Source organism: Sphaerimonospora mesophila (assembly GCF_001417795.1).
In the GTDB taxonomy this organism is placed as follows: Bacteria; Actinomycetota; Actinomycetes; order Streptosporangiales; family Streptosporangiaceae; genus Sphaerimonospora; species Sphaerimonospora mesophila.
Genome location: NZ_BCBX01000046.1, coordinates 32,355 through 53,158 on the forward strand (window position 1 = coordinate 32,355; position 20,804 = coordinate 53,158).

Annotated in this window: 9 protein-coding genes; 6 read left to right on the top strand and 3 right to left on the bottom strand. The window is 70.9% G+C overall.

The window, feature by feature from the left end:
- The first annotated feature begins 70 nt into the window (after nt 1-70).
- From AP234_RS26835 to AP234_RS26860, 6 genes are all read left to right on the top strand, one after another.
- The gene (locus AP234_RS26835) at nt 71-1,123 is read left to right on the top strand and encodes an iron-siderophore ABC transporter substrate-binding protein (RefSeq protein ID WP_055482527.1); all 1,053 of its coding nucleotides are present in this window, start codon (nt 71-73) and stop codon (nt 1,121-1,123) included.
- A 46-nt stretch (nt 1,124-1,169) separates the two neighbouring features.
- The gene (locus AP234_RS26840) at nt 1,170-2,957 is read left to right on the top strand and encodes an ABC transporter ATP-binding protein (RefSeq protein ID WP_055482528.1); all 1,788 of its coding nucleotides are present in this window, start codon (nt 1,170-1,172) and stop codon (nt 2,955-2,957) included.
- A 47-nt stretch (nt 2,958-3,004) separates the two neighbouring features.
- Entirely contained in the window at nt 3,005-13,936 is a 10,932-nt protein-coding gene (locus AP234_RS26845; RefSeq protein ID WP_055482529.1) for a non-ribosomal peptide synthetase, read from the top strand.
- Nucleotides 13,923-15,668: an ABC transporter ATP-binding protein gene (locus AP234_RS26850; protein WP_055482530.1), complete on the top strand. Its 1,746-nt coding sequence runs from the start codon at nt 13,923-13,925 to the stop codon at nt 15,666-15,668. The genes AP234_RS26845 and AP234_RS26850 overlap by 14 nt, the downstream gene beginning before the upstream one ends.
- 115 nt (nt 15,669-15,783) lie before the next feature.
- On the top strand, nt 15,784-15,996 hold the full coding sequence (locus tag AP234_RS26855; protein WP_055482531.1) for an MbtH family protein: 213 nt from the start codon (nt 15,784-15,786) through the stop codon (nt 15,994-15,996).
- 152 nt (nt 15,997-16,148) lie between these two features.
- A complete protein-coding gene (locus AP234_RS26860; protein ID WP_083502471.1) occupies nt 16,149-17,003 on the top strand; it encodes an SAM-dependent methyltransferase in 855 nt (284 codons plus the stop codon).
- A gap of 536 nt (nt 17,004-17,539) precedes the next feature.
- Here AP234_RS26860 and AP234_RS36655 read toward each other — a convergent pair.
- The 3 genes from AP234_RS36655 to AP234_RS26875 form a co-directional block, all read right to left on the bottom strand.
- Nucleotides 17,540-17,995 (bottom strand): ComF family protein, encoded by a 456-nt coding sequence (locus AP234_RS36655; RefSeq protein WP_152990643.1) that lies wholly within the window; start codon nt 17,993-17,995, stop codon nt 17,540-17,542.
- 311 nt (nt 17,996-18,306) lie between these two features.
- Nucleotides 18,307-19,284: a DNA-processing protein DprA gene (locus tag AP234_RS26870; RefSeq protein ID WP_055482533.1), complete on the bottom strand. Its 978-nt coding sequence runs from the start codon at nt 19,282-19,284 to the stop codon at nt 18,307-18,309.
- A 416-nt stretch (nt 19,285-19,700) separates the two neighbouring features.
- On the bottom strand, nt 19,701-20,687 hold the full coding sequence (locus AP234_RS26875; RefSeq protein ID WP_055482534.1) for an NAD(P)-dependent alcohol dehydrogenase: 987 nt from the start codon (nt 20,685-20,687) through the stop codon (nt 19,701-19,703).
- Nucleotides 20,688-20,804 lie beyond the last annotated feature (117 nt).

The window sequence follows — 20,804 nt, forward strand, 5'->3', positions numbered from 1 at the left end:
TCTTCGTGCTACGGTTCTTCTGCGCCTTGATCAAGGTCGCCACGATAGAGCGAAAGCAAGGGATTTTCGGATGCTTCTCCAGCGAACGGCGGCCACCAAGGCCGTGCGACGGTTGGCCGCGGCGATCTCCGCCGTGACGCTGGGCGTCGGCCTTCTCTCCGGATGCGGTTCCGACTCCGTGGACAGGCCGAGTGGCGACACCACGGCGGCCGCCGCGGGTGGCGCGTTCCCGGTCACCGTGGAGCACGCGTTCGGGTCCACCCAGATCCCCAAGGCCCCCGAGCGGGTCGTCGCCCTCGGCTACACCGACGACCAGGCCATCCTGGCGCTCGGCGTGAAGCCGGTCGGCATGGTCGACCAGTATCCGAACCCCCCGGGCACGGTCCCCGACATCAACACCCAGTGGCCCTGGGTGAAGGACAAGTGGGGCGACGCCCGGCCCGAGGTCGTCATGAACAACGGCGACCCCGGCCCGAACTACGAGAAGATCGCCGCCCTGCGGCCCGACCTGATCATCGCGGTCTATTCGGAGATCGACCAGGCCGCCTACGACCGGCTCACCAAGATCGCCCCGACCGTGGGCCGCACCAAGGGCGAGGCGGAGCCGTTCAGTGCGCCGTGGCAGGACAACGCGGTGCACATCGCCAAGGCGCTCGGCAAGGAGGCCGAGGGCGCCAAGCTGGTGAAGGACATCGAGGACAAGCTCGAGGCCGCCCGACAGGCGCACCCGGAGTTCGCGAACCAGACCGCGGTCGCGCTGTCCTGGTACAAGAACTCGGTCGCGCCGTTCACCACCACCGACGTGCGCGGACGGCTCGTGTCGAGCATCGGCTTCAAGGGCGCGACGGAGATCGACAAGATCGCGGACGGCAGCTTCTACACCGTGCTGTCGCCGGAGCGCATCGACCTGGTCGACGTCGACCACATCTTCGTCATCGCCGACCAGGCGGACCAGGACGCGCTGAAGAACTTCAAGCTGTTCGCCAACCTGTCCGCGGTCAAGAACGGCAAGGTGTCGTACCTGCTGGACAGCGAGGGCCCGGCGATCGGCGCGGCCATGTCGCAGAGCACGCTGCTGTCTCTGCCGTACGCGATCGACGAGCTCGTCAAGTCGGTCGGCTAGCGATGGCCGCGCGCGCGTCCTGTCCCCGACCCGCCCCGGTCCGGGTGTGAGCACCGGAGACCGGCCGGCCGCTCCGGCGATCCTGCGTACGGCCACCGGGCGCGAGACCACCCGATGGTTGGCCGCGCACTGCCGGGAGTCGGCCTGGCTGACGACCGGCACCGTCCTCACGACGGTGGCCGGGGCGGCGCTCCAGGTGCTGCCGGTCCTCCTGCTCGGCCAGGTGGTCGACGGGGTGGTCGAGGGCGGGCCGCGGTCGATCCTGGTCGTGATCGGTGTGCTGCTGGTGGCGGCCGCGCTGCTCGGCGCGGCGGCCACCGCGGCGTCGACGTACCTGATCGGACGGCTTGGCGCTGAGCTGCTGGCACGGCTGCGGGAGGCCGTCGTCCGTGCGGTGCTGGGTATGCCGAGCGCGCGGATCGAGCAGGTCGGCCGGGGCGACGTGCTGTCCAGGGTCGGTGACGACGTGGCCGTGGTCTCCAAGGGCATCAGGATGGCCATCCCCACGGTGTTCTCGTCGGGGGTGCTGGTGGCCATCGCCACGGTCGGCATGTTCGGGCTGGACTGGCGACTCGGCCTGGCGGGGGCCGCCGCACTCCCGGCGTACGCGCTGGCCCTCCGCTGGTATCTCCCCCGGTCGGCACCGCTCTACCAGCGGCAGCGGGAGGCCCAGGCCGACCGCGCGCAGGCGTTGATCAGCGGCCTGAACGGGATCGACACCGTCCGGGCGTACCGCCTGGAGGACGCCTTCCGGGCGAAGGTCACTAGTGAGTCGTGGCGGGTGCGCGATCTCGGCATCGAGGTGTTCCGGTTCTTCGGCCGGTTCGTCGGCAGGGAGAACCGCGCCGAGTTCATCGGGCTCGTCCTGATCATCGTGATGGGGTACCTGCTGCTGGAGGCAGACGCCGTCACCCTGGGCGAGGCCTCGGTGGCGCCGCTGCTGTTCCACCGGCTGTTCGTCCCGCTGGGCGCCATCATGTTCACCTTCGACGAGGCGCAGAAGTCGGGCGCGAGCCTGACCCGGCTGGTCGGCGTGCTGGGCGAGGCGGCGGAAGAACGGCTGGTGGGCGGTGCGGTCGTCGCGTCGCCGGAGGTCGAGGCATACCCGGTGACGGTCGAGGGGCTGACGTTCGGCTATCCCGATTCCGAGCGGCCGGTGCTGACCGACGTCGACCTGACGATCCCGGCGGGCGGCTCGCTCGCGCTGGTGGGGGCGACGGGGGCGGGCAAGACGACGCTGGCGGCGCTGATCGCGGGCATCGGGACCCCGCAGGCCGGGTCGGTACGGCTCGGCCAGGTCGACCTGGCCGACCTGGACGAGGCCGGGGCGCGGGCCCTGGTGAGCATCCTGACGCAGGAGACGCACGTGTTCTCCGGTCCGCTCGCCGACGACCTGCGCCTCGCCGCGCCGCAGGCGACCGACGCCGAGCTGATGGACGCGTTGCGCACGGTCGGCGCCGACCGGTGGATCGCCGCGCTGCCCGATGGACCGAACACGGTGGTCGGCGAAGGCGGCGAGCGGCTGGACGGCACCCAGATCGCCCAGATCGCCCTGGCGCGGCTGGTGCTGGGCCGAGCGCCGGTGGTGGTGCTGGACGAGTCGACCGCCGAGGCCGGCAGTCAGGGCGCCGCCGAGCTGGATCGGGCCGTGGCGGCCGCGTGCCGGGGCCGCACCACGCTGTTCGTGGCGCACCGGCTGACCCAGGCGATGGCGGCGGACCGGATCGCCGTGCTGGACGCGGGACGTGTCGTGGAGCAAGGAACGCACGAGGAGCTGGTGGCTCTGGGCGGCCGGTACGCCGGACTGTGGCGTGCCTGGAAAGAAGGCAGTTAGCGACCCTGGTTCACCTTCACACCCCGGAAGGGACGGCTGAGGCTTCGATGACGGAACCGAGCTCTCGTCTCGCGCTGCTCTCTCCAGCGCGCCTGGCCGGCGTACGCCGGCGGACCCGCGGATATTCCGACAGGACCATCACCGCGGCGTGCGCAATCGGGCTGGCCTACTGGGCGACGGGCCGCGGCCCCGACGGTCTCGACCTCACGCCCGGCACTCCGTTCACCGACGTGCTCGGGTGGGCCGAGGCGGGCGGGAGCGGGGTCGGCGGGTGGCAGGTCGGCGCGGACGACTGCGGCATCACCGTCCCCGAGGGCGTCGCGCTGACCGACGCGCAGCTCGCGCTCGACGATCTGGCCGACTTCCCGGACCGGCCGGTGGGGACCATCGGCCCGTCCAGCGTCGCGGTGCGGATCGAGACCCTGGCCCGGTGGAACGACAACAAGGTCGACCGGGTCCGTCCGACGATCGTGGAGATGTTCCGCGAGCAGGCGCTGACCAGGCCGGACGCCGTCGCCATCGTCGACGAGCGGCGGTCGCTGACCTATCGCGAGGCGGCCGGGCTGTCCAATCAGCTGGCCCACCACCTGATCGAACGCGGGCTCACCGCGGAACAGGTCGTCGGCATCTCGCTGGACCGCTCGGCCGAGATGGTGATCGGCCTGTTGGGCGTGCTCCAGGCGGGCTGCGCGTTCGTGCCGCTCGATCCGCGGTGGCCCGCAGCGCGCCGGGCGGTCGTGATCGACGACGCCCGGGTCGTGGTGCAGCTCAACGACTCGGGCGAGCACGACCCGGGTGAACCGGAGGCCGTGGCCGTCGACCTCGGCGCCTGGCGGTTCGGGTCGTACCCCACCGAGGCGACCCAGGTCGCGATCCCCGGCCCCGCCCTGGCGTACGTGATCTTCACATCCGGCTCGACCGGGCGGCCCAAGGGCGCGATGATCCGGCACGAGGCGATCAGCGAGCGCCTGCTGTGGCAGGTCGACGAGATCCTGGGCTTCGGTCACGACGACGCGTCGCTGTTCAAGGCGCCGCTGTCGTTCGACATCTCCATCAACGAGATCTTCCTGCCGCTGGTGTGCGGCGGCCGGCTGGTGGTCCTGCGGCCCGGCGGTGAACGCGACCCGCATCACCTGCTGAGCGTGATCGCCGAGCAGCGCGTCACCTTCGCCTATCTGGTGTCGTCCATGCTGGACGTGCTGCTGGAGATCGCGGGCGACTCCGGGCGGCTGGACAGCCTGCGGCACGTGTGGTGCGGCGGCGAGGTGCTGACCCCGGAGTTGTACGAGCGGTTCCGCGCCCGGCTCGACATCCCCATGTACCACGGCTACGGCCCGGCCGAGACGACGATCGGCGTCTCGCACGTCATCTATCGGGGCGCGGCGGAACGGCTGTCGACGTCGATCGGCAAGGCCAACCCCAACACCGAGTTGTACGTGCTGGACGAGGAGCTGCGCCCGGTCCCGGTCGGCGTCGGCGGCGAGCTGTACGTGGGCGGGTTCCTCCTGGGGCGCGGGTACGTCAACGCGCCCGGCCTGACGGCGTCCCGGTTCGTGGCGAACCCCTTCGCCGCGGACGGGTCCCGGCTCTACCGCACCGGTGACCTCGCGCGGTTCGCCCCCGACGGGTCGCTGGACTTCCTCGGCCGGGCCGACAACCAGATCAAGATCCGCGGTATGCGGCTGGAGATCGAGGACGTCGAGGTCGGTCTCGCGGAACATCCCCGCGTACGGCACACCTGCGTCCTCGCGAAGAAGAACGCGGCGGGCGGCACCTACCTGGTGGGGTACGTGATCCCGGCCGCCGGGAGTGAGGACCTGCGCGCGGAGGAGGTCAGGGCGTGGGCCGCCGAGCACATGGTCGAGCACATGGTGCCCGCGCACATCGTCGTGATGCGGGAGTTCCCCCTCACCCCGAACGGCAAGCTGGACCGGGCCGCGCTGCCGGAGCCGGTGGTCGCGACGGGCCCGCTCGTCCCGCCCGCCACCGAGAACGAGCGCGTGGTGTGCGCGGCGGTCGCGTCGGTGCTGGGGCTGGACGAGGTCGGTGTCGACCAGAACTTCTTCAAGCTCGGCGGCGACAGCATTCTGGCGATCTCGCTGCTGAGCGCGCTGCGTGACGCGGGTCTCCACGTCACGGCGACGCAGATCTTCACCGACGCCGGTCTGGGGGAGCTCGCGGCGGTGGCGAGCCGCGATGACGTCTTCACGGTCGACCCCGAGGACGTCGCCACCGGCTCGGTCGCGGGTGCGCCCATCGTGCGGTGGCTCGGCGAGACCACGGACGCGATCGACGGCTTCGTGCAGTCGGTGGTAGTGAACACCCCGGCCGACCTGACCGCCGACGCCCTCGACGAGATCCTCACCGCCGTGGTCAGACGGCACGACATGCTGCGCGCCAGGCTCGTACGCGGCGACCGCTGGGGTTTCGACATCCCGGAGGCGGACCACGCCGTCGCGGGATGGCAGGAGAGCGACCGGCCGCTCGACGAATGCGTCGCGATCGCCACCGAAGGACTGGATCCGGACAACGGCGTGATGCTCCGTGCCGTCTGGCGGCGCGAGGCCGGGCAACTGGTCGTGGTCGTACATCACGTGGTGGTCGACGGCGTGTCCTGGCGCGTCCTCATGGAGGACCTGGCCACCGCGTGGCGGCGGCGCACCTCGGGAGAGCCGATCGAGCTGCCCCCGGTGGGCACGTCGTTCCGGCGCTGGACGCGGTTGCTCGAGCGCGCGGCGTTCGACGCGGACCGCGGTCACTACGAACGTCCCCTGCCGGGGGCGGACCGACCGCTGGGCAGGCGCCCCCTGTGCGAGTCCGACACCGTCGCACGTGAGCGGATCAGGACCGTCTCGGTCGGCCCCGAGGTCACCGCGGCGCTGCTGGGCGAGATCCCCGCGAGGTTCCACGCGGGCGTCAACGACGTGCTGCTGACCGCGCTCGCCGTCGCGCTCGCCCGGTGGCGCCGCGACCTCGGGCAGGATCAGACGTTCGCGCACATCGAGCTCGAGGGCCACGGCCGCGAGGCGCGGTTCGTGGCGGACGCCGTCGGCTTCGAGCCGGAGCTGTCGCGGACCGTGGGCTGGTTCACCACCCTGTTCCCGGTGACCGTCGACCCCGGCGCCGCCGCCGACCTCACCACCCCCGAGTACCTGTCGTCCGCGCTCAAGGCGGTCAAGGAGGACCTCGCCCGGGTGCCGAGCAACGGCCTGTCCTACGGCGTCCTGCGCTATCTGGCCGGCATCCGGTTCGACCTGCCGGCCCCGCAGGTGCTGTTCAACTACCTGGGCCGCTTCGACGCGGGCACGTCAGGGGACTGGCGGCTCGCCGGCGCCACCGGACGGCTGGGCGAGAAGCGCGACCCGCGGATGCGCCTGCCGCGTGCCCTGGAGTTCAACGCGATCGCCGAACCCGGCCCGACCGGAGAGCACGAGCTGGTCACCGCCATCTCGTGGCCGGACGGGGTGTTCACGGACGAGGACACCGCGACGATCGGCGAATACTTCCGGGCGGCCCTGGTGGGGCTCGCCGCGCTCGATCGGGGCGGCCATTCCCCCAGTGACTTCGGCCCGCTGTCCCTGACCCAGGCCGACGTGGACGCCCTGGAGGACGGCTCGGCGCTGCTGGACGTCCTGCCGCTGACCCCGTTGCAGGAGGGCCTGTACTTCCACTCGGTCTTCGACGACGACTCGGCGGGCGGCTACGTCGAGCAGCAGTTGCTGACGCTGGAGGGCGAGGTGGACGCCGACCGGCTCGCGGCGGCGGCCACCCGGTTGCTCACGCTCTACCCGAACCTGGCCGCGCGGTTCGTGGCCCTCGCCGACGGCCGCGTGGTCTCGGTGCTGGAGAGCGGTCTGACGGCTCCCTTCACCGTGCTGGACCGCCCCGGCGGCACCGACGACGAGATTCGCGACCACGCCGAGCGGGACCGCCGCGCCGGGTTCGACCTGGCCCACGGCCCGCTGATGCGCTACACCCTGATCCGTACGGGCCCCGCCCGGCACGTCCTCGTGCAGACCGTGCACCACATCATCGCCGACGGCTGGTCGGTGCCCCCGATGCTGCGCGCACTGCTGGCCGAGTACCACGCGCCGGGGAGCGTGCACCCGCGGGGCGGCTTCCCCGACTACGTGCGCCGGCTCGCTGAACGCGACGACGACGCGAGCGACCGGGTGTGGCGTGATCAGCTCGCCGGTCTGCCCGGCCCCTCGCTGGTCGCCGAGGGGCACATCCCGTCCGGCCGGTTCGCCGACACGGCGGCGGAGCCGGGCGACGACATCGACGCGGCCGTCCGGGCGGCGGGCGTGCCGCTGAGCGTCGCCGTGCACAGCGCGTGGGCGGCGACGCTGGGCGGCATCCTGCACGGCAGAGACGTGGTGTTCGGCTCCACGGTGTCCGGGCGCGACGCGGACGTGCCCGGCATCGAGGACATGGTGGGACTGCTCATCAACACGATCCCCGTACGCGCCCGATGGACCGGCGCCACCACGGCGCGCGAACTGCTCGCCTCGGTGCGGGAGCACCAGAACGCCGTCCTGCCGCACCGGCATGTCTCCCTGACCAGGATCGGCCGCCAGGCCGGCGGCGGCCCCCTGTTCGACACCCTGGTCGTGTTCGACGTGGCGACCGATCCGGAAAGCCTGCGCAGGCCCGGCGACGAGTTCGTCATCACCGACATCGTGAACGAGGGCGCCCCGCACTACCCGTTGACGCTGGTGGTGGAGCGCGCCCGCGACGGCCGTCCGCGCTTCAACCTGATCTACGACACCGAACTGCTGCGGGAGACGGGCGCCGGGGCGATCCTGCGCACGTTCACCCGGAACCTCACCGGCCTGCTCACCCGGCCGGACGACCCGGTCGACGACCTGACGTCCGGCGGCGCCCCGCGCCCCGCGCCGATCACGCCGACGACCCTGGGCGGACTGTTCGACGCCGCCGCGAGCCGTGACCCGGCCGCCACCGCCGTCACCCAGTGCGGCCTCGACGGCGGCACCCGTTCCCTGACCTACGGCGAACTGGCGGACGCGAAGAACGAGCTGGCCTCGGCGCTGCGCGCGGCCGGTGTCGGGCCGGGCGGGCGGGTCGCCGTCGCCCTCCCGCGCTCCGTCGAGCAGGTCGTCGCCCTGGTCGCGATCGTCACGGCGGGCGGCGCGTACGTGCCGCTCGACCTGGCGTACCCGGACGAACGGCTCGAGTTCATCCTCGCCGACGCGGCTCCGCAGGTCGTGCTCGTGGACCGGGAACAGCGCGACCGCTTCACCGAGCTGCTGGCCAGGGCGGGTGTGCCGGCCCGCGTGCTCGTGCGGGGAGACGCGCTGCCGCCGGACACCGCCGCGCCACCCCGGGTCGGCCCGCATGACCCGGCGTACGTGATCTACACGTCCGGATCGACCGGCAGACCCAAGGGCGTCGTCGTCCCGCACTCCAGCGTGGTGACGCTGCTCGCGAACACCCGGCCGGACATGGACTTCGGCCCGAACGACGTGTGGGTCCAGTTCCACTCCTACTCCTTCGACTTCGCGGTGTGGGAGCTGTGGGGCGCGCTGGCGTACGGCGGTGAGCTGCTGGTGCCGGAGTACGCGCTGACCCGCTCACCGGTCGACTTCCACCGGCTGGTCCGCGAGCGCGGCGTGACCGTGCTCAACCAGACCCCGTCGGCGTTCTACCAGTTCATCGAGGCCGACCGGCACGCCGACGAGCCGGTCACGTCGCTGCGCCGGATCATCTTCGGCGGCGAGGCACTGGATCTCGGGCGGCTGCACTGCTGGGTCGAGCGGTACGGCACCGGCTCGCCCGAGCTGGTCAACATGTACGGCATCACCGAGACCACGGTCCACGTCACGCATCGGGTGCTGACCGACGAGGACTTCGCCTCCGGCGACGAGGTCAGCCCGATCGGCGGCCCGATCCCCGGCCTGGTCGCGTACCTGCTCGACGACCGGCTCCGGCCGGTCCCGCCCGGCCGGGTGGGCGCCATCTACGTGGCCGGAGACCAGGTGTCGCTCGGCTACCTGGGCAGGCCGGGGCTCACCGCGAGCCGGTTCGTGGCGGACCCGTTCGCGGGCGACGGCTCCCGCATGTACCACACCGGCGACCTCGCCCGCCGCACGCTCGACGGCGAGCTGGAGTTCGTCGGCCGCGCCGACGACCAGGTGCAGCTCAAGGGTTTCCGCATCGAGCTCGGCGAGGTGGAGGCCGCGATCAGGGAGCTCGACGGCGTGGTCGACACGGCCGTCACCGTGGCGGACAGCGGTGATCACCTGATCGCGCACGTCGTGGGCCGGGTGCCCGGCGACTTCACCGGCCTCCTGTCGGCGAAGCTGCCCGTGCACATGGTGCCGGGCCGGGTGCTCCAGGTCGACGCCCTCCCGCTGACGGTCAACGGCAAGCTGGACCGCAGGGCCCTGATCGAGCGGGCCGCGCTGGTCGACACCTCGGCGGCCGTGACCGGCTCCACGCTCGCCGCACTGGTCGACACCCCGGCGGCCCTGACCGGCTCCACGCTCGCCGCACTGGTCGACATCTTCGCCGAGACGCTGCCCGGCTCCGATGTGGACGGCGAAACCGACTTCTTCCGGGCCGGAGGCGACAGCATCGTCGCCATCACGGTGGTCAACCGGGCCAGGGCGCTCGGCCTGCCGATCGCGCCACGGGACGTGTTCCTGCTCAGGACGCCGCGCGCACTCGCCGAGCACCTGGAGACGCGGACGTCCCGGCCGGCGGTGCCCGCGCCGACCCACGACGAGGACCGCCCGCTGCCGCCCACGCCGATCATCTTGCGCCAGCGGGAGCTGGGCGGTTCCCTCGCCGGGTTCGCCCAGGCCAGGGCGCTGGTGGTGGCCGAGGGCACCGGAACGGACGACGTCCGGCGGGCCGCGAACGCCGTCGTGGCCGCGCACCCGGCCCTCCGGCTGCGGCTGCGCGTCGAGCACGGGGTGTGGGCGCTGCGCACGGAACCCGCCCGCGAGGTCGCCGTCGTCCGTACGGACGAGACCGACGCGACGGCCGCGGCGAACGAGGCCGCCGGACGGCTCGATCCCGAGTCAGGGGAAGTGATCGCCTTCTCGTGGCTGCCGGCGAGCCGGACCCTGGTGGTCACGGCGCATCACATCGCGGTCGACGCGGTGTCCTGGCTGATCCTGCTGGACGACCTGGCCGCCGCTCTGCGCGGGGCAGCCCCGGCGCCGCCGACCACGTCGTACGCCGAGTACGCCGACGCCTTGCTGTCCCGGTCGGCCCAGGCGATCGGCGACCTCGGGCACTGGATCACCACGCTCGAAGCGCCCCCGCTGCTGCCCGCGATCGGGGGGCGGCGCGAGATCACGGTGGAGATCACGCCCGAGGTGACCGCGCGCGTGACGCGTACGGCGCCCGCCGCGCTCGGCGTCGGCCTCACCGAACTGCTGTGCGGCGCGCTGCGCGCCGCGCTGACGCGCAGCCGACCCTCGCCCACCGATCTCGCGATCGAGCTGGAGCGGCACGGCCGGGTGCCGGTGCTCGAACACCACGACTACACCCGCACGGTCGGCTGGTTCACCTCCATCGCGCCCGTACGGCTCTCGGCGCACACCGACCCCGTCGCTGCGGCGCGCGAGGTCGCGGAACGCCAGCCGGACGAGCGCGGACACGTCGCCTACGGCCAGCTCAGATACCTCAACCCGCAGACGGCCCCACTGCTGACCGCTCGCCCGCAGGTGCTGTTCAACTACCTCGGCCGGGGCAGCGAGTCCCAGGCGCTGCACATCACCGGTGGCGAGCAGGCCGGCCCGTACGCCGTCGAGGTCAACGCGTGGATCGACGCGGACACCGCGACCCTGCGCGCGACCTTCACCCTCGCCGAGGGGATCGCCGACGAGCTCACCGAGCACTGGCGGCACGCGCTGGAGCAGATCGCGGACGCCGCCGCGACGGCCGAGCGCACGGCGCCGGTGACCCCGCTCCAGAGGGGCCTGTTCTTCCAGGCCCAGCTGGCGGGATCGGCCGGGCCCTATGTCGCCCAGAGCTTCTTCACCTTCGACCGGCGGCTGGACGCCGACGCATTGGCCGAGGCGATGGCGTACGTGATCGCGCGGCACCCGGCCGTCGGCGCCGGCTTCACCACCGACGCCGACGGAAACCCGGTCCAGGTCCTCGCGGCGGGCCGTCGGGTCGAGGTCCGTACGGTCGCGCTGTCGACGGACGCGGAGGTCGAGGCGCTGCGCGCCAGGGACCGCGACACGGGTTTCGATCCGGGCGAACCGCCGCTGATCCGGCTGACCGTGATCCGCCTGCCCGGCGACCACGACGGGCTGCTGCTGAGCTACCACCTGCTGCTGTGGGACGGCTGGTCACGCGAGATCGTGCTGCGGGACCTGTTCGACGCCTATCGGGCCGTCCTCGCTGGAGAGCCGCTCGACCCCGTCCCGGCGACGCCGAGCTTCGAGGACCACGCCCGGGCGCTCGACGCCCGGGACGTCTCCGGGTCGGAACGCTTCTGGGCCGAGCACCTGGCCGGCCTCCCCGGCCCGACGCTGCTCGCCGGACCGGCGCCGTCGCTCTCGGACGATCCGCCGGGAGTGCTCGTGCGCACGCTCTCCGCCGAACGGTCGGAACTGGTGCGGCGGGCGGCCAGGGCGCACGGTGTCACCCTCAACTCGGTGCTGACCGGCGCGTTCGGCCTGCTGCTCGGCGCGTACACGGGCCGGACCGACGCCGTGTTCGGCGTGACCGTCTCCGGCCGGGAGGGCGAGGGCCTGTCCGACATCGTCGGTGTGCTGCTCAACACCGTGCCCATGTGGACGCGGGCACGACCGGACGACACGGTCCGGGAGTATCTGTCGGCCGTGCAGGCGGCGAGGGTCGCGGCGATGGAGCACGAGCACCTGGGGCTCGGCGAGATCCAGCGGGCAATCGGGCACGACACCCTGTTCGACAACCTGTTCGTGCTGCAGAACTTCCTGGACCTGGACGCGCTCGCCGAGATGAACGCCAGGCACGGCATCACCGAGGTGCGGGCCGACGACTCCACGCACTACCCGTTCACCTGGGTCGTCACGCCCGGCGACCGGCTCACGGTCAAGTTGGAACACCGTGACGGCGACACGGAGAACGCCCGCCGCCTCCTGGACGACTATCTGCGCGTGCTCGACGACCTGGCCGGGTCGACCGGGCCGGTGGGCGCGCTGCCGGGCCTGGGGCGGGTGCCCGAGCCGGCCGAGCGCGTGGACGTCGGCACCGACACCGTGGTCGACCGGTTCGACCGGGCGGCGGACCGCGGCCCGGGGCGGGTCGCGCTCGTCGCACACGGCCGGACCATGACGTTCGCCCAGCTTCGGGACCGCAGCCGCGCGGTGGCGGGCGTGCTCGCCCGGCGGGGGATCGGCCCCGAGACGACCGTGGGTCTCGCGATTCCGCGTTCTCTCGACTCGATCGTGGCGCTGTTCGCCGTGCTGCGCGTCGGCGCGGCGTACGTGCCGCTGGAGCTGGACCACCCCGACGAGCGGATCGCGGCGATCGTCGCGGACGCCCGCCCGGAGGTGATCCTCACCGTGAGCGCCGTCTCGCCCCGGCTGACCGGTGACCTGATCGAGCTGGACCGCCCACTGCCCGAGGCCGAGCCGTACGTGACGTTCGCGCCGGACGACCCCGATCGCCTGCGGCACCCGGCGTACACGATCTACACGTCCGGCTCGACGGGGAAGCCCAAGGGCGTGGTGACCGAGTACGCCGGGCTCACCAACATGCTGATCAACCACCGGCGCCGGATCTTCGAACCGGTGCTGGCCGAGCACGGCCACCGGGTCTTCCGGATCGCGCACACCGTGTCGTTCGCCTTCGACATGTCGTGGGAGGAACTGCTGTGGCTCGCCGACGGCCACGAGGTGCACATCTGCGACGAGGAGCTGCGCCGCGACGCGCCCCGTCTGGTCGACTACTGCCTCGAGCACGGGATCGACGTCATCAACGTGACCCCCACCTACGCGCAGCAGCTGGTGGCCGAGGGGCTGCTCGACGACCCGGCGCGGCGGCCCGCGCTGGTGCTGCTGGGCGGTGAGGCGGTCACCCCGACGCTGTGGCAGCGGCTGGCCGAGACCGAGGGGACGGTCGGCTACAACCTGTACGGTCCCACCGAGTACACCATCAACACCCTCGGCGTCGGCACCTTCGAGTGCCGGGACCCGGTGGTGGGCGTGCCCATCGACAACACCGACGTGTACGTATTGGACCCGTGGCTGCGCCCGGTGCCCGACGGGGTGCCCGGTGAGCTGTACGTCTCGGGCATCGGCATCGCACGCGGCTATCTCCGGCAGCCCGCCCAGACCGCGCATCGGTTCGTCGCGTGCCCGTACGGCGCGCCCGGCGAACGCATGTACCGCACCGGTGACCTCGTGGTCCGGCGGCCCGACGGGAACCTGATGTACCTGGGCCGCACCGACCAGCAGGTCAAGATCCGGGGGCACCGCGTCGAGTTGGGCGAGGTCGAGGCCGCGTTCACGGCGCACCCGGCGGTGCGGTTCGCCGCCGCGGTCGCCCAGCCGGACCCGCAGGTCGACGGCGCCCACCGGCTGGCCGCCTACCTCGTGCTGGACGGCTCCGACCTGGCGACGGTCGCCGCCGAGGTGGGCGCCGCGCTGCCGGACTACCTGCGCCCCTCGCATTACGCCCAGGTCGACGCCATCCCGCTGACGGTGAACGGGAAAGCCGACACCAGGGCGCTGCCGGAGGCCAAGCCACTGGGCGCGCTGACCACGTCGGGCGAGCGTGGCCCGGTGACCGAGACCGAGACCATGGTGTGCGCGCTCTTCGCCGAGGCGCTGGACCTGGATGATGACGAGGTGAGCGCGGTGAGCGACTTCGTGTCCCTCGGCGGACACTCCATGCTGGCGGTGCGGCTGATCGGGCTGCTCCGCCGAGAGTACGGACCCGTGATCACCATCCGTGATCTGTTCACCCTGCGAACCCCCGAAGCGGTCGCCAGGCATATCGATGACGACTTCTGACGAGCGGCGGTCCCGAACGGGATCCGACATTCCCGACGAGCCCGACGAGGGGCGGCCCCGGACAGGGTCCGACATCCTCTGCACCGCACTGCGGCGCAACGCGGGCCCCATGACCTGGGGCACCATCCTCATGGGCATGTACCAGGCCGGGGAGACCGCCTTCCCCATCGCCCTCGGCCTGATAGTCGAGAACACCCTGCGGGATCGCAGCCTCGGCTCGCTCGGCCTGTCGATCGCCGCGCTGGCCGTGATCATCACGACCGTTTCGCTGTCGTGGCGGTTCGGGATGCGCATCCTCCAGAAGGCCAACACGACCGAGGCACACCGCTGGCGGGTGCGGGTCGCGGCCTGCGGGCTCCAACCGGTGGCCCGGGACGTCGACCTCAAGTCCGGCGAGATCCTGACCATCGCCACCGAGGACGCCGACCAGACCGCAGACATCATCGAGGTGGTGCCGCTGCTGATCAGCTCACTGGTCGCGGTGCTGATCACGGCGGTCGCGCTGGGCCTGGCCAGCGTACGGCTCGGCCTGCTGGTGATCGTGGGAACCACCGCGATCCTGTCGATCCTGAGCGTGATGTCCAAGCGGATCGGCGCCGGCACCCGCGAACAGCAGGCCCGCGTGGCGCGGGCGGCCGCGAAGGTCGCCGACCTGATCACCGGCCTGCGGCCGCTGCACGGCTTCGGCGGCAACCACGCGGCGTTCCGGTCCTACCGGAGGGTCAGCACGGAGGCGAGGAACCAGGCGATCACCGTCGCCGGGGTGAACGGCATGTACGCCGGCATCGCGCTGGCACTCAACGCGATCCTCGCCGCCGCCGTGACCCTGACGGCGGGCTGGCTCGCGTTCGACGGCCAGATCAATATCGGGCAGCTCGTCATGGCCGTGGGGCTGGCGCAGTTCATCATGGAACCGCTCAGGCAGTTCTCCGAGATGCCGAAGTACGTGATGATCGCGAGAGCGTCGGCCGAGCGGATGGCGTTGGTACTGGCCGCGCCGCCGGTGACGACCCCGGGGCCGGAACGCCCGTCGGCAGGCGGAGATCTCGAGGTCGACAGCGTCAGATGCGGGTCGCTACGCGGGTTGAAGTTCCACGTGTCGGCCGGCGAGTTCGTGGCGATCGCCGCGTACCGGCAGCGTGCGGCGGCCGACCTCGCCTCGATCCTGGCCGTCAACGTCCCGCCCGACGCGTATGAGGGCGTGGTGCGGGTCAGCGGCGTGGAGATGAAGGACCTCTCGATCGAGGCGGTACGCGAGCACATGCTGGTCAATCCGTACGACGGGGAGATCTTCGCGGGCACCCTCCGCGCGAACATCGACCCGGCGGGCACCGGCCGGATGGTCTCCGAAGCCGTCGAGGCGTCCATGCTGACCGACGTCGTCTCCCTCCACCGCGAAGGACTCGACTACGGCGTCCGCGACCGCGGGGCGAACCTCTCCGGTGGGCAGCGCCAGCGGCTGTCCCTGGCCCGCGCCCTCGCCGCCGACACCGAGATCCTGGTCCTGCACGACCCGACGACGGCCGTCGACGCGGTGACGGAACAGCTCATCGCGCGCAACATCGCGGAGCTGCGCCGGGACCGCACCACCATCGTGATCACCAGCAGCCCGGCTCTCCTGGACGCCGCCGACCGGGTCCTCGTCCTCGACGACGGCGTCATCACCGCCGAGGGCACCCACCGGACCCTCCTCGCCACCGATGAGACCTATCGCCTGGCGGTGGCTCGGTGATCTCACCTACGCCTCGATGGCACGCCCCGAGCTCAAGGGCAAGCCGCGACCCCGTGGCAAGCCCCGAACTCAAGGGCAAGCCGACCGCTCCATCCCGATCCGGAAGGAACCGAGCATGACCACCAACCCCTTCGACGACGCCGACGGCCGCTTCCTCGTCCTGGTCAACGCGGAGAACCAGCACTCCCTGTGGCCCTCCTTCGCCGAGGTCCCCGCAGGGTGGACCGTCGTCTTCCCCGAGAACACCCGCGCGGCCTGCCTGGATTACATCGAGAACCACTGGACCGACCTGCGCCCGCGTTCCCTGGCCGAGACCATGGACGGTTGACCACACGCTCGGGCGGCGCGACTTCCAGCCGCCCGTAATCTCAGCAATTAACCTCTTCATACCACTTACCGCAAACGTCCTTCTCCTGCCTCTGGGGAGGCCTTACCCTGATCATGATCTGAACCGGTACAGCCAGGAGATGGGACGGGATCGTGGCCGACGACCAGCAAGTGAGCGGCACCTCGGCGGAGAACGACGCGCCGGGGAGCAGAATCGATCCGAAAAAGCCGAGCATCGCCAGGGTTTACGACTTCTTCCTCGGCGGCAAGGACAACTTCGCCATCGACCGTCAGGTGGGAGAGGCGACGTTGAAGATCGCCCCGGACGCCCCCGCGGCGGGTAGGGCGAACCGGGCCTTTCTCCGGCGCGTCGTCCATCACCTGGCGGCCGAGGCCGGCATCCGGCAGTTCATCGACATCGGCTCGGGCCTGCCCACCCAGGGCAACGTGCACGAGGTCGCCCAGCGGGTCGCTCCAGAGTCGCGGGTCGTCTACATCGACAACGACCCCATCGTGCTCGTGCACGGGCGCGCGCTGCTCGCCACGAACGGCAGCACCACGGTCATCGAGGCCGACATCCGCGACCCGGAATCGATCCTGAACCACGCCGAGCTCCGCGCGCGCATCGACTTCGACCAGCCGGTGGCCCTGCTGCTGTTCGCGATCCTGCACCACATCAACGACCACGAGGGGCCGGGGGCCATCGCCGCCCGCTTCCGCGACGCACTCCCCTCCGGCAGCTACTTCGCGCTGTCCCACTTCCAGAACCCCGGGCCGAGCATGCCCGAGGTGTCGGCGCAGGCCACCACCGCGGAGAAGCTGTTCAACGAGAACCTGGGCACGGGCCGGTGGCGCTCCCGCGAGGACATCCTCGCCTACTTCGGTGACATGCCGCTCCTCGAGCCCGGCCTGGTGCCGCTCGCCGAGTGGCGGCCGGACCCCGACGAGTTCGTCGAGCGCGGCATCACCTACCACACGTTCGTCGGCGGCGTGGCGCGCAAACCCTGAACCGATCACAAGGTCAGGCTCGGCCCTCGCGCACTCGACAAGCCGGCGAAGGCGCTGGGGAAGGTCTAGGGCAGTTCGGGGCGCACCAGAGCCTTGGAGAAGGGCTCTCCGGTTCTCCGGGCGTACGCCATGCGTGCGCGCACCTCGCCGAGCGAGCGTGGGCGGTAACCGGGGCCCCAACAGCAACCCTTGTGAAAGCGGACACCCGCGTGCAGCAGCACCGAGAGCGTCCGCCAGCCCGCCCTGTCCCTACGGCGCGGCGCCGCGAAGGCGGAGCCGACATGGATAAGCGGCTGGGCGCATCGAGGGCAGAGCCGATCGTCAAGGCTAGGGCCCGGATACGGCTGCTTGTACGAGGCTCGGCAAGGCAAGCAGACGAAGGAGGTCTTTGCATGGGCCATACAGTCAGGGTAGGTCGATCACCCATCCGGCGCGACAGGGTTTGAGCCGCCGCAGGGACCTGGGGCCGTCCCAGGACGTCGCCGTCGGCCGCACCGAACGATCATGGCTTCGGGGATGTTTTCGGCCAGGACCTGCTACGGGCGGTCTCGCCACTGAGCGCGAGCCAGGGTAAGTCCGTACACCTTGGCCGCGCCGCTCGCCTTCAGCCGTCTGGCGACCGCGTTCAGAGTGTTTCCGCCGGTGAACACGTCGTCATAGACCATGATGTTCTGGCCCTGCACCATGCTCGGGTTCGGCACACGCAGTGCGTCGTACAACTCGTGCGCGACAAGCCGCCGTTCCATGCGGGAGTCGGTGTCTCGCATCCGGGGAGTGGCCCGCGTCTTCACCACCAGGGGCGGGTCCAAGACGAATGGGAGACCCTGATCGTCCTCCAGGATCGCCCGCTCGATGACGTACCCGGTGTGGTCGTTGCCCTGCCGGGCCTGGCGCCGCTCCAGATAGGCCGGCATCGGGATGATGGCGTCTACATCGGCGAGGAGCTCCGGGTGCGCGTAGAGGTGGCCTAAAACGATCCGTGCGAAGATCATGCCCCATCCGTATGCGCCGTCCTTGAGGCGCAGGATTCCTTTTTCGAGGACTCCCGCCTTGACTCCCACGACAGCCGTCTTCTCAAAGGTGCGTTGAGGGTCGCTGCACAGCCGGTTCGCACAGGTCTGCTCTCCGTGCCGCAGGACCTGGTGGCATATCGGGCAGTTCGGCTCGTCGGGTGCCTGGAATCTCTCGCATGCGCATTCGTGGCAGATGCGGAAGTGCCCGCCCCGGAGGTAGGGACAGGGACCGCAGCGGCCGAAACCGGTGGGGGGCGGGCCGTCGCCGTAGGCCGGCCGTGCCGGTTCGGTCACCATAGTCCTCCGGGCGCCGGCTCCTCCAGCTTCAGATCTTCGAACTCCAGGGCCAGTTGAGCGCGGGATGCGTTGACGGCTTGGATCCGGTCGGGGCTGGACAGGCTCTTCACGACGTCTTCCACGTCATCGACCATGACGGCCCCGCGAGTTCTGACGTACTGCTCCGCCCATGGTTGGGCCTGGGTGAGGCTGCGCAGCAGGAACACCTTCTTGCCATGCTCCAGGGCTAGCCGCGCCTGCATCTTGGCCCCGCTGGTGCTCGAGGCCTCGATGACGACCGTGCCTTGGGCAATCCCCGACATGGTGACATTGCGTCGAGGGAAGGTGTAGGTCGCGCCGTTGGCCTCGGGCCAGAACTGGGAGACGACGGCCCCGCTTTCGGCGATCCGGTCGGCCAGGCCGCGGTTTTCGGCGGGATAGCAGCGCAGGATGCCTGTTCCCACGACGGCGATGGTGCGCCCGCCGGCATCGAGCGCCGCTGTGTGGGCTGCGGTGTCTATGCCTCGAGCGAGGCCTGACACGACGGTGACCTGGCGTTCGGTGAGCAGGCAGGACATTCGCCGTGCTCGGCGTAGGCCGTCCTCGCTCGCCTGGCGCGTACCGACGACGGCCACACTGCGCAGGTCGCCGTCTCGCAGTCGGCCGCGGACGAACAGGAACGGTGGCAGATTGAAGATCAGGCGCAGGGTGGCGGGATACTCGCGGTCGAGGACGGTGACGAGGTGGGCGCCGCCGTCTGCGGCGCGATCGGCCTGTTCCATGGCGGACTGCATATAGCGATCGAGATCTGAGGCGTTCTCCCTGATCAGCGCCCGCGCCTTGGTCGCATCGGGGGAGGATTCGATGATGTCCCCCGACCAGAGCCGTGCGAGGCCGTCCGGGCGCTGAGCCTCGCGAGCGATGAGGTACCAGCTGAGGCCTTTGACCATGCAGACGGCGAGCAGGCGTGCCTGCTCTTCGGTGATCCGCATCCTACTCTCCCAAACAAATGTTCGAATGCGTGTCTAATGGTACCGGTTCTCGCTAATGTCGCCCGAAGATATGTCCATGTTGCCAGGTAGTGCCAGGTGTCTGACCACCGCATCACGTTTGCCCTGCTGGGTGAAGGTGAGTGCAAGCATGCGCGGGGTCTGTGTTACTCGTGGCACCAGTTTGACATAGCGCACAGTGCTCATCTGGACGTCATCCGTAATGAGGGTCCACTCGTCTCCGCGCCGACGAGCGACAGTTGACTCGAATCCGGTCCTGCCCGATCTCACCGCGAAGGCTGACGATCACCAGCCGGCTGAGACCCCATGGCCTGCGTAGCGTCGCCACGAAGGGTGATGAGGATGCCGGATCGCAGTGACCATGGACCTCCACGCGCGGGCGCTCCCGGACATCGCGCTCAGAGGGAGATGACGACCTTGCCGCGGGCGTGGCCCTCCTCCAGGTAGCCGATCGCCCGGGGGATCTCCTCGAAGGGGTAGCGGCGGTCGATGATCGGGACCACTCGTCCGTCGTTCAGGAATGCGCTCAGCGTCTGCAGGTTCTGTTTGGGGTCGGTGCACTTGAGTGCGTCGGCCACCGATATCCGCTGGCCGGCGAAGCGGGATGTCGCCATGGCGGAGAGCACATGGCCCATGGGCTGTATCCAGCGACCGGGCAGGCCGCCGACCACCACATAGGTCCCCTTGGAGTGCAGGGTGCGGCGGGAGACGGAGACCGGCCGGCTGCCGGCGATGTCCAGGAACAGGTCGTAACGCCGGGCCTCGCGGGTGAAGTCCTGGGTGGTGTAGTCGATGACACTGGTCGCGCCAAGGGAGCGGACCAGGTCCACGTTCCGGGCGCTGCAGACACCGGTGACCTCGGTGCCGAGGGCGCGGGCGAGCTGCACGGCGAACGTGCCCACCCCGCCGGACGCACCGTTGATGAGAACGCGCTGGCCGGGCAGGATATGGCCCTCGTCGCGCAGGGCGAGGAGGGCCGTGTTGGCGGTCATGGGAACCGCGGCGGCCTCCTCGTGCGAGAGGTTCTCCGGCTTGGGGGCGAGGTCTGACTCGCGGACGCGGACATATTCGGCGAAGCCGCCACCGCTGACGACGGCGAAGACGTCGTCGCCGGGGCGGAACTCCGTGACGTTCCTGCCGACGGCTTCGACCCGGCCGGAGATGTCGGTGCCCAGGATGGTGATCTTCGGACGGCGGAGTGCGAGGCCGCCGGGCATCAGACGGGCCAGGTACGGCTCGCCGCGCATGTTGTGCCAGTCGTACGGATTGACGGAGGTGGCACGCACCCGGACCAGGACCTCGTCGTCGCGAGGAACCGGGACGGGGATTTCGGTGAGCGTGAGGACATCGGGTGGCCCGTACGAGCGTGAGACGAACGCCTTCATCGCCATCTCCTTATGCGAATGAATGCGAGTGCGGAGGCAGCCGAAAGGCTAAGCAACGCGGCCAGGCCACCGAATCAGCCGAAAGTACGCCTGATCGCTGGATGATCGGCTGATTTG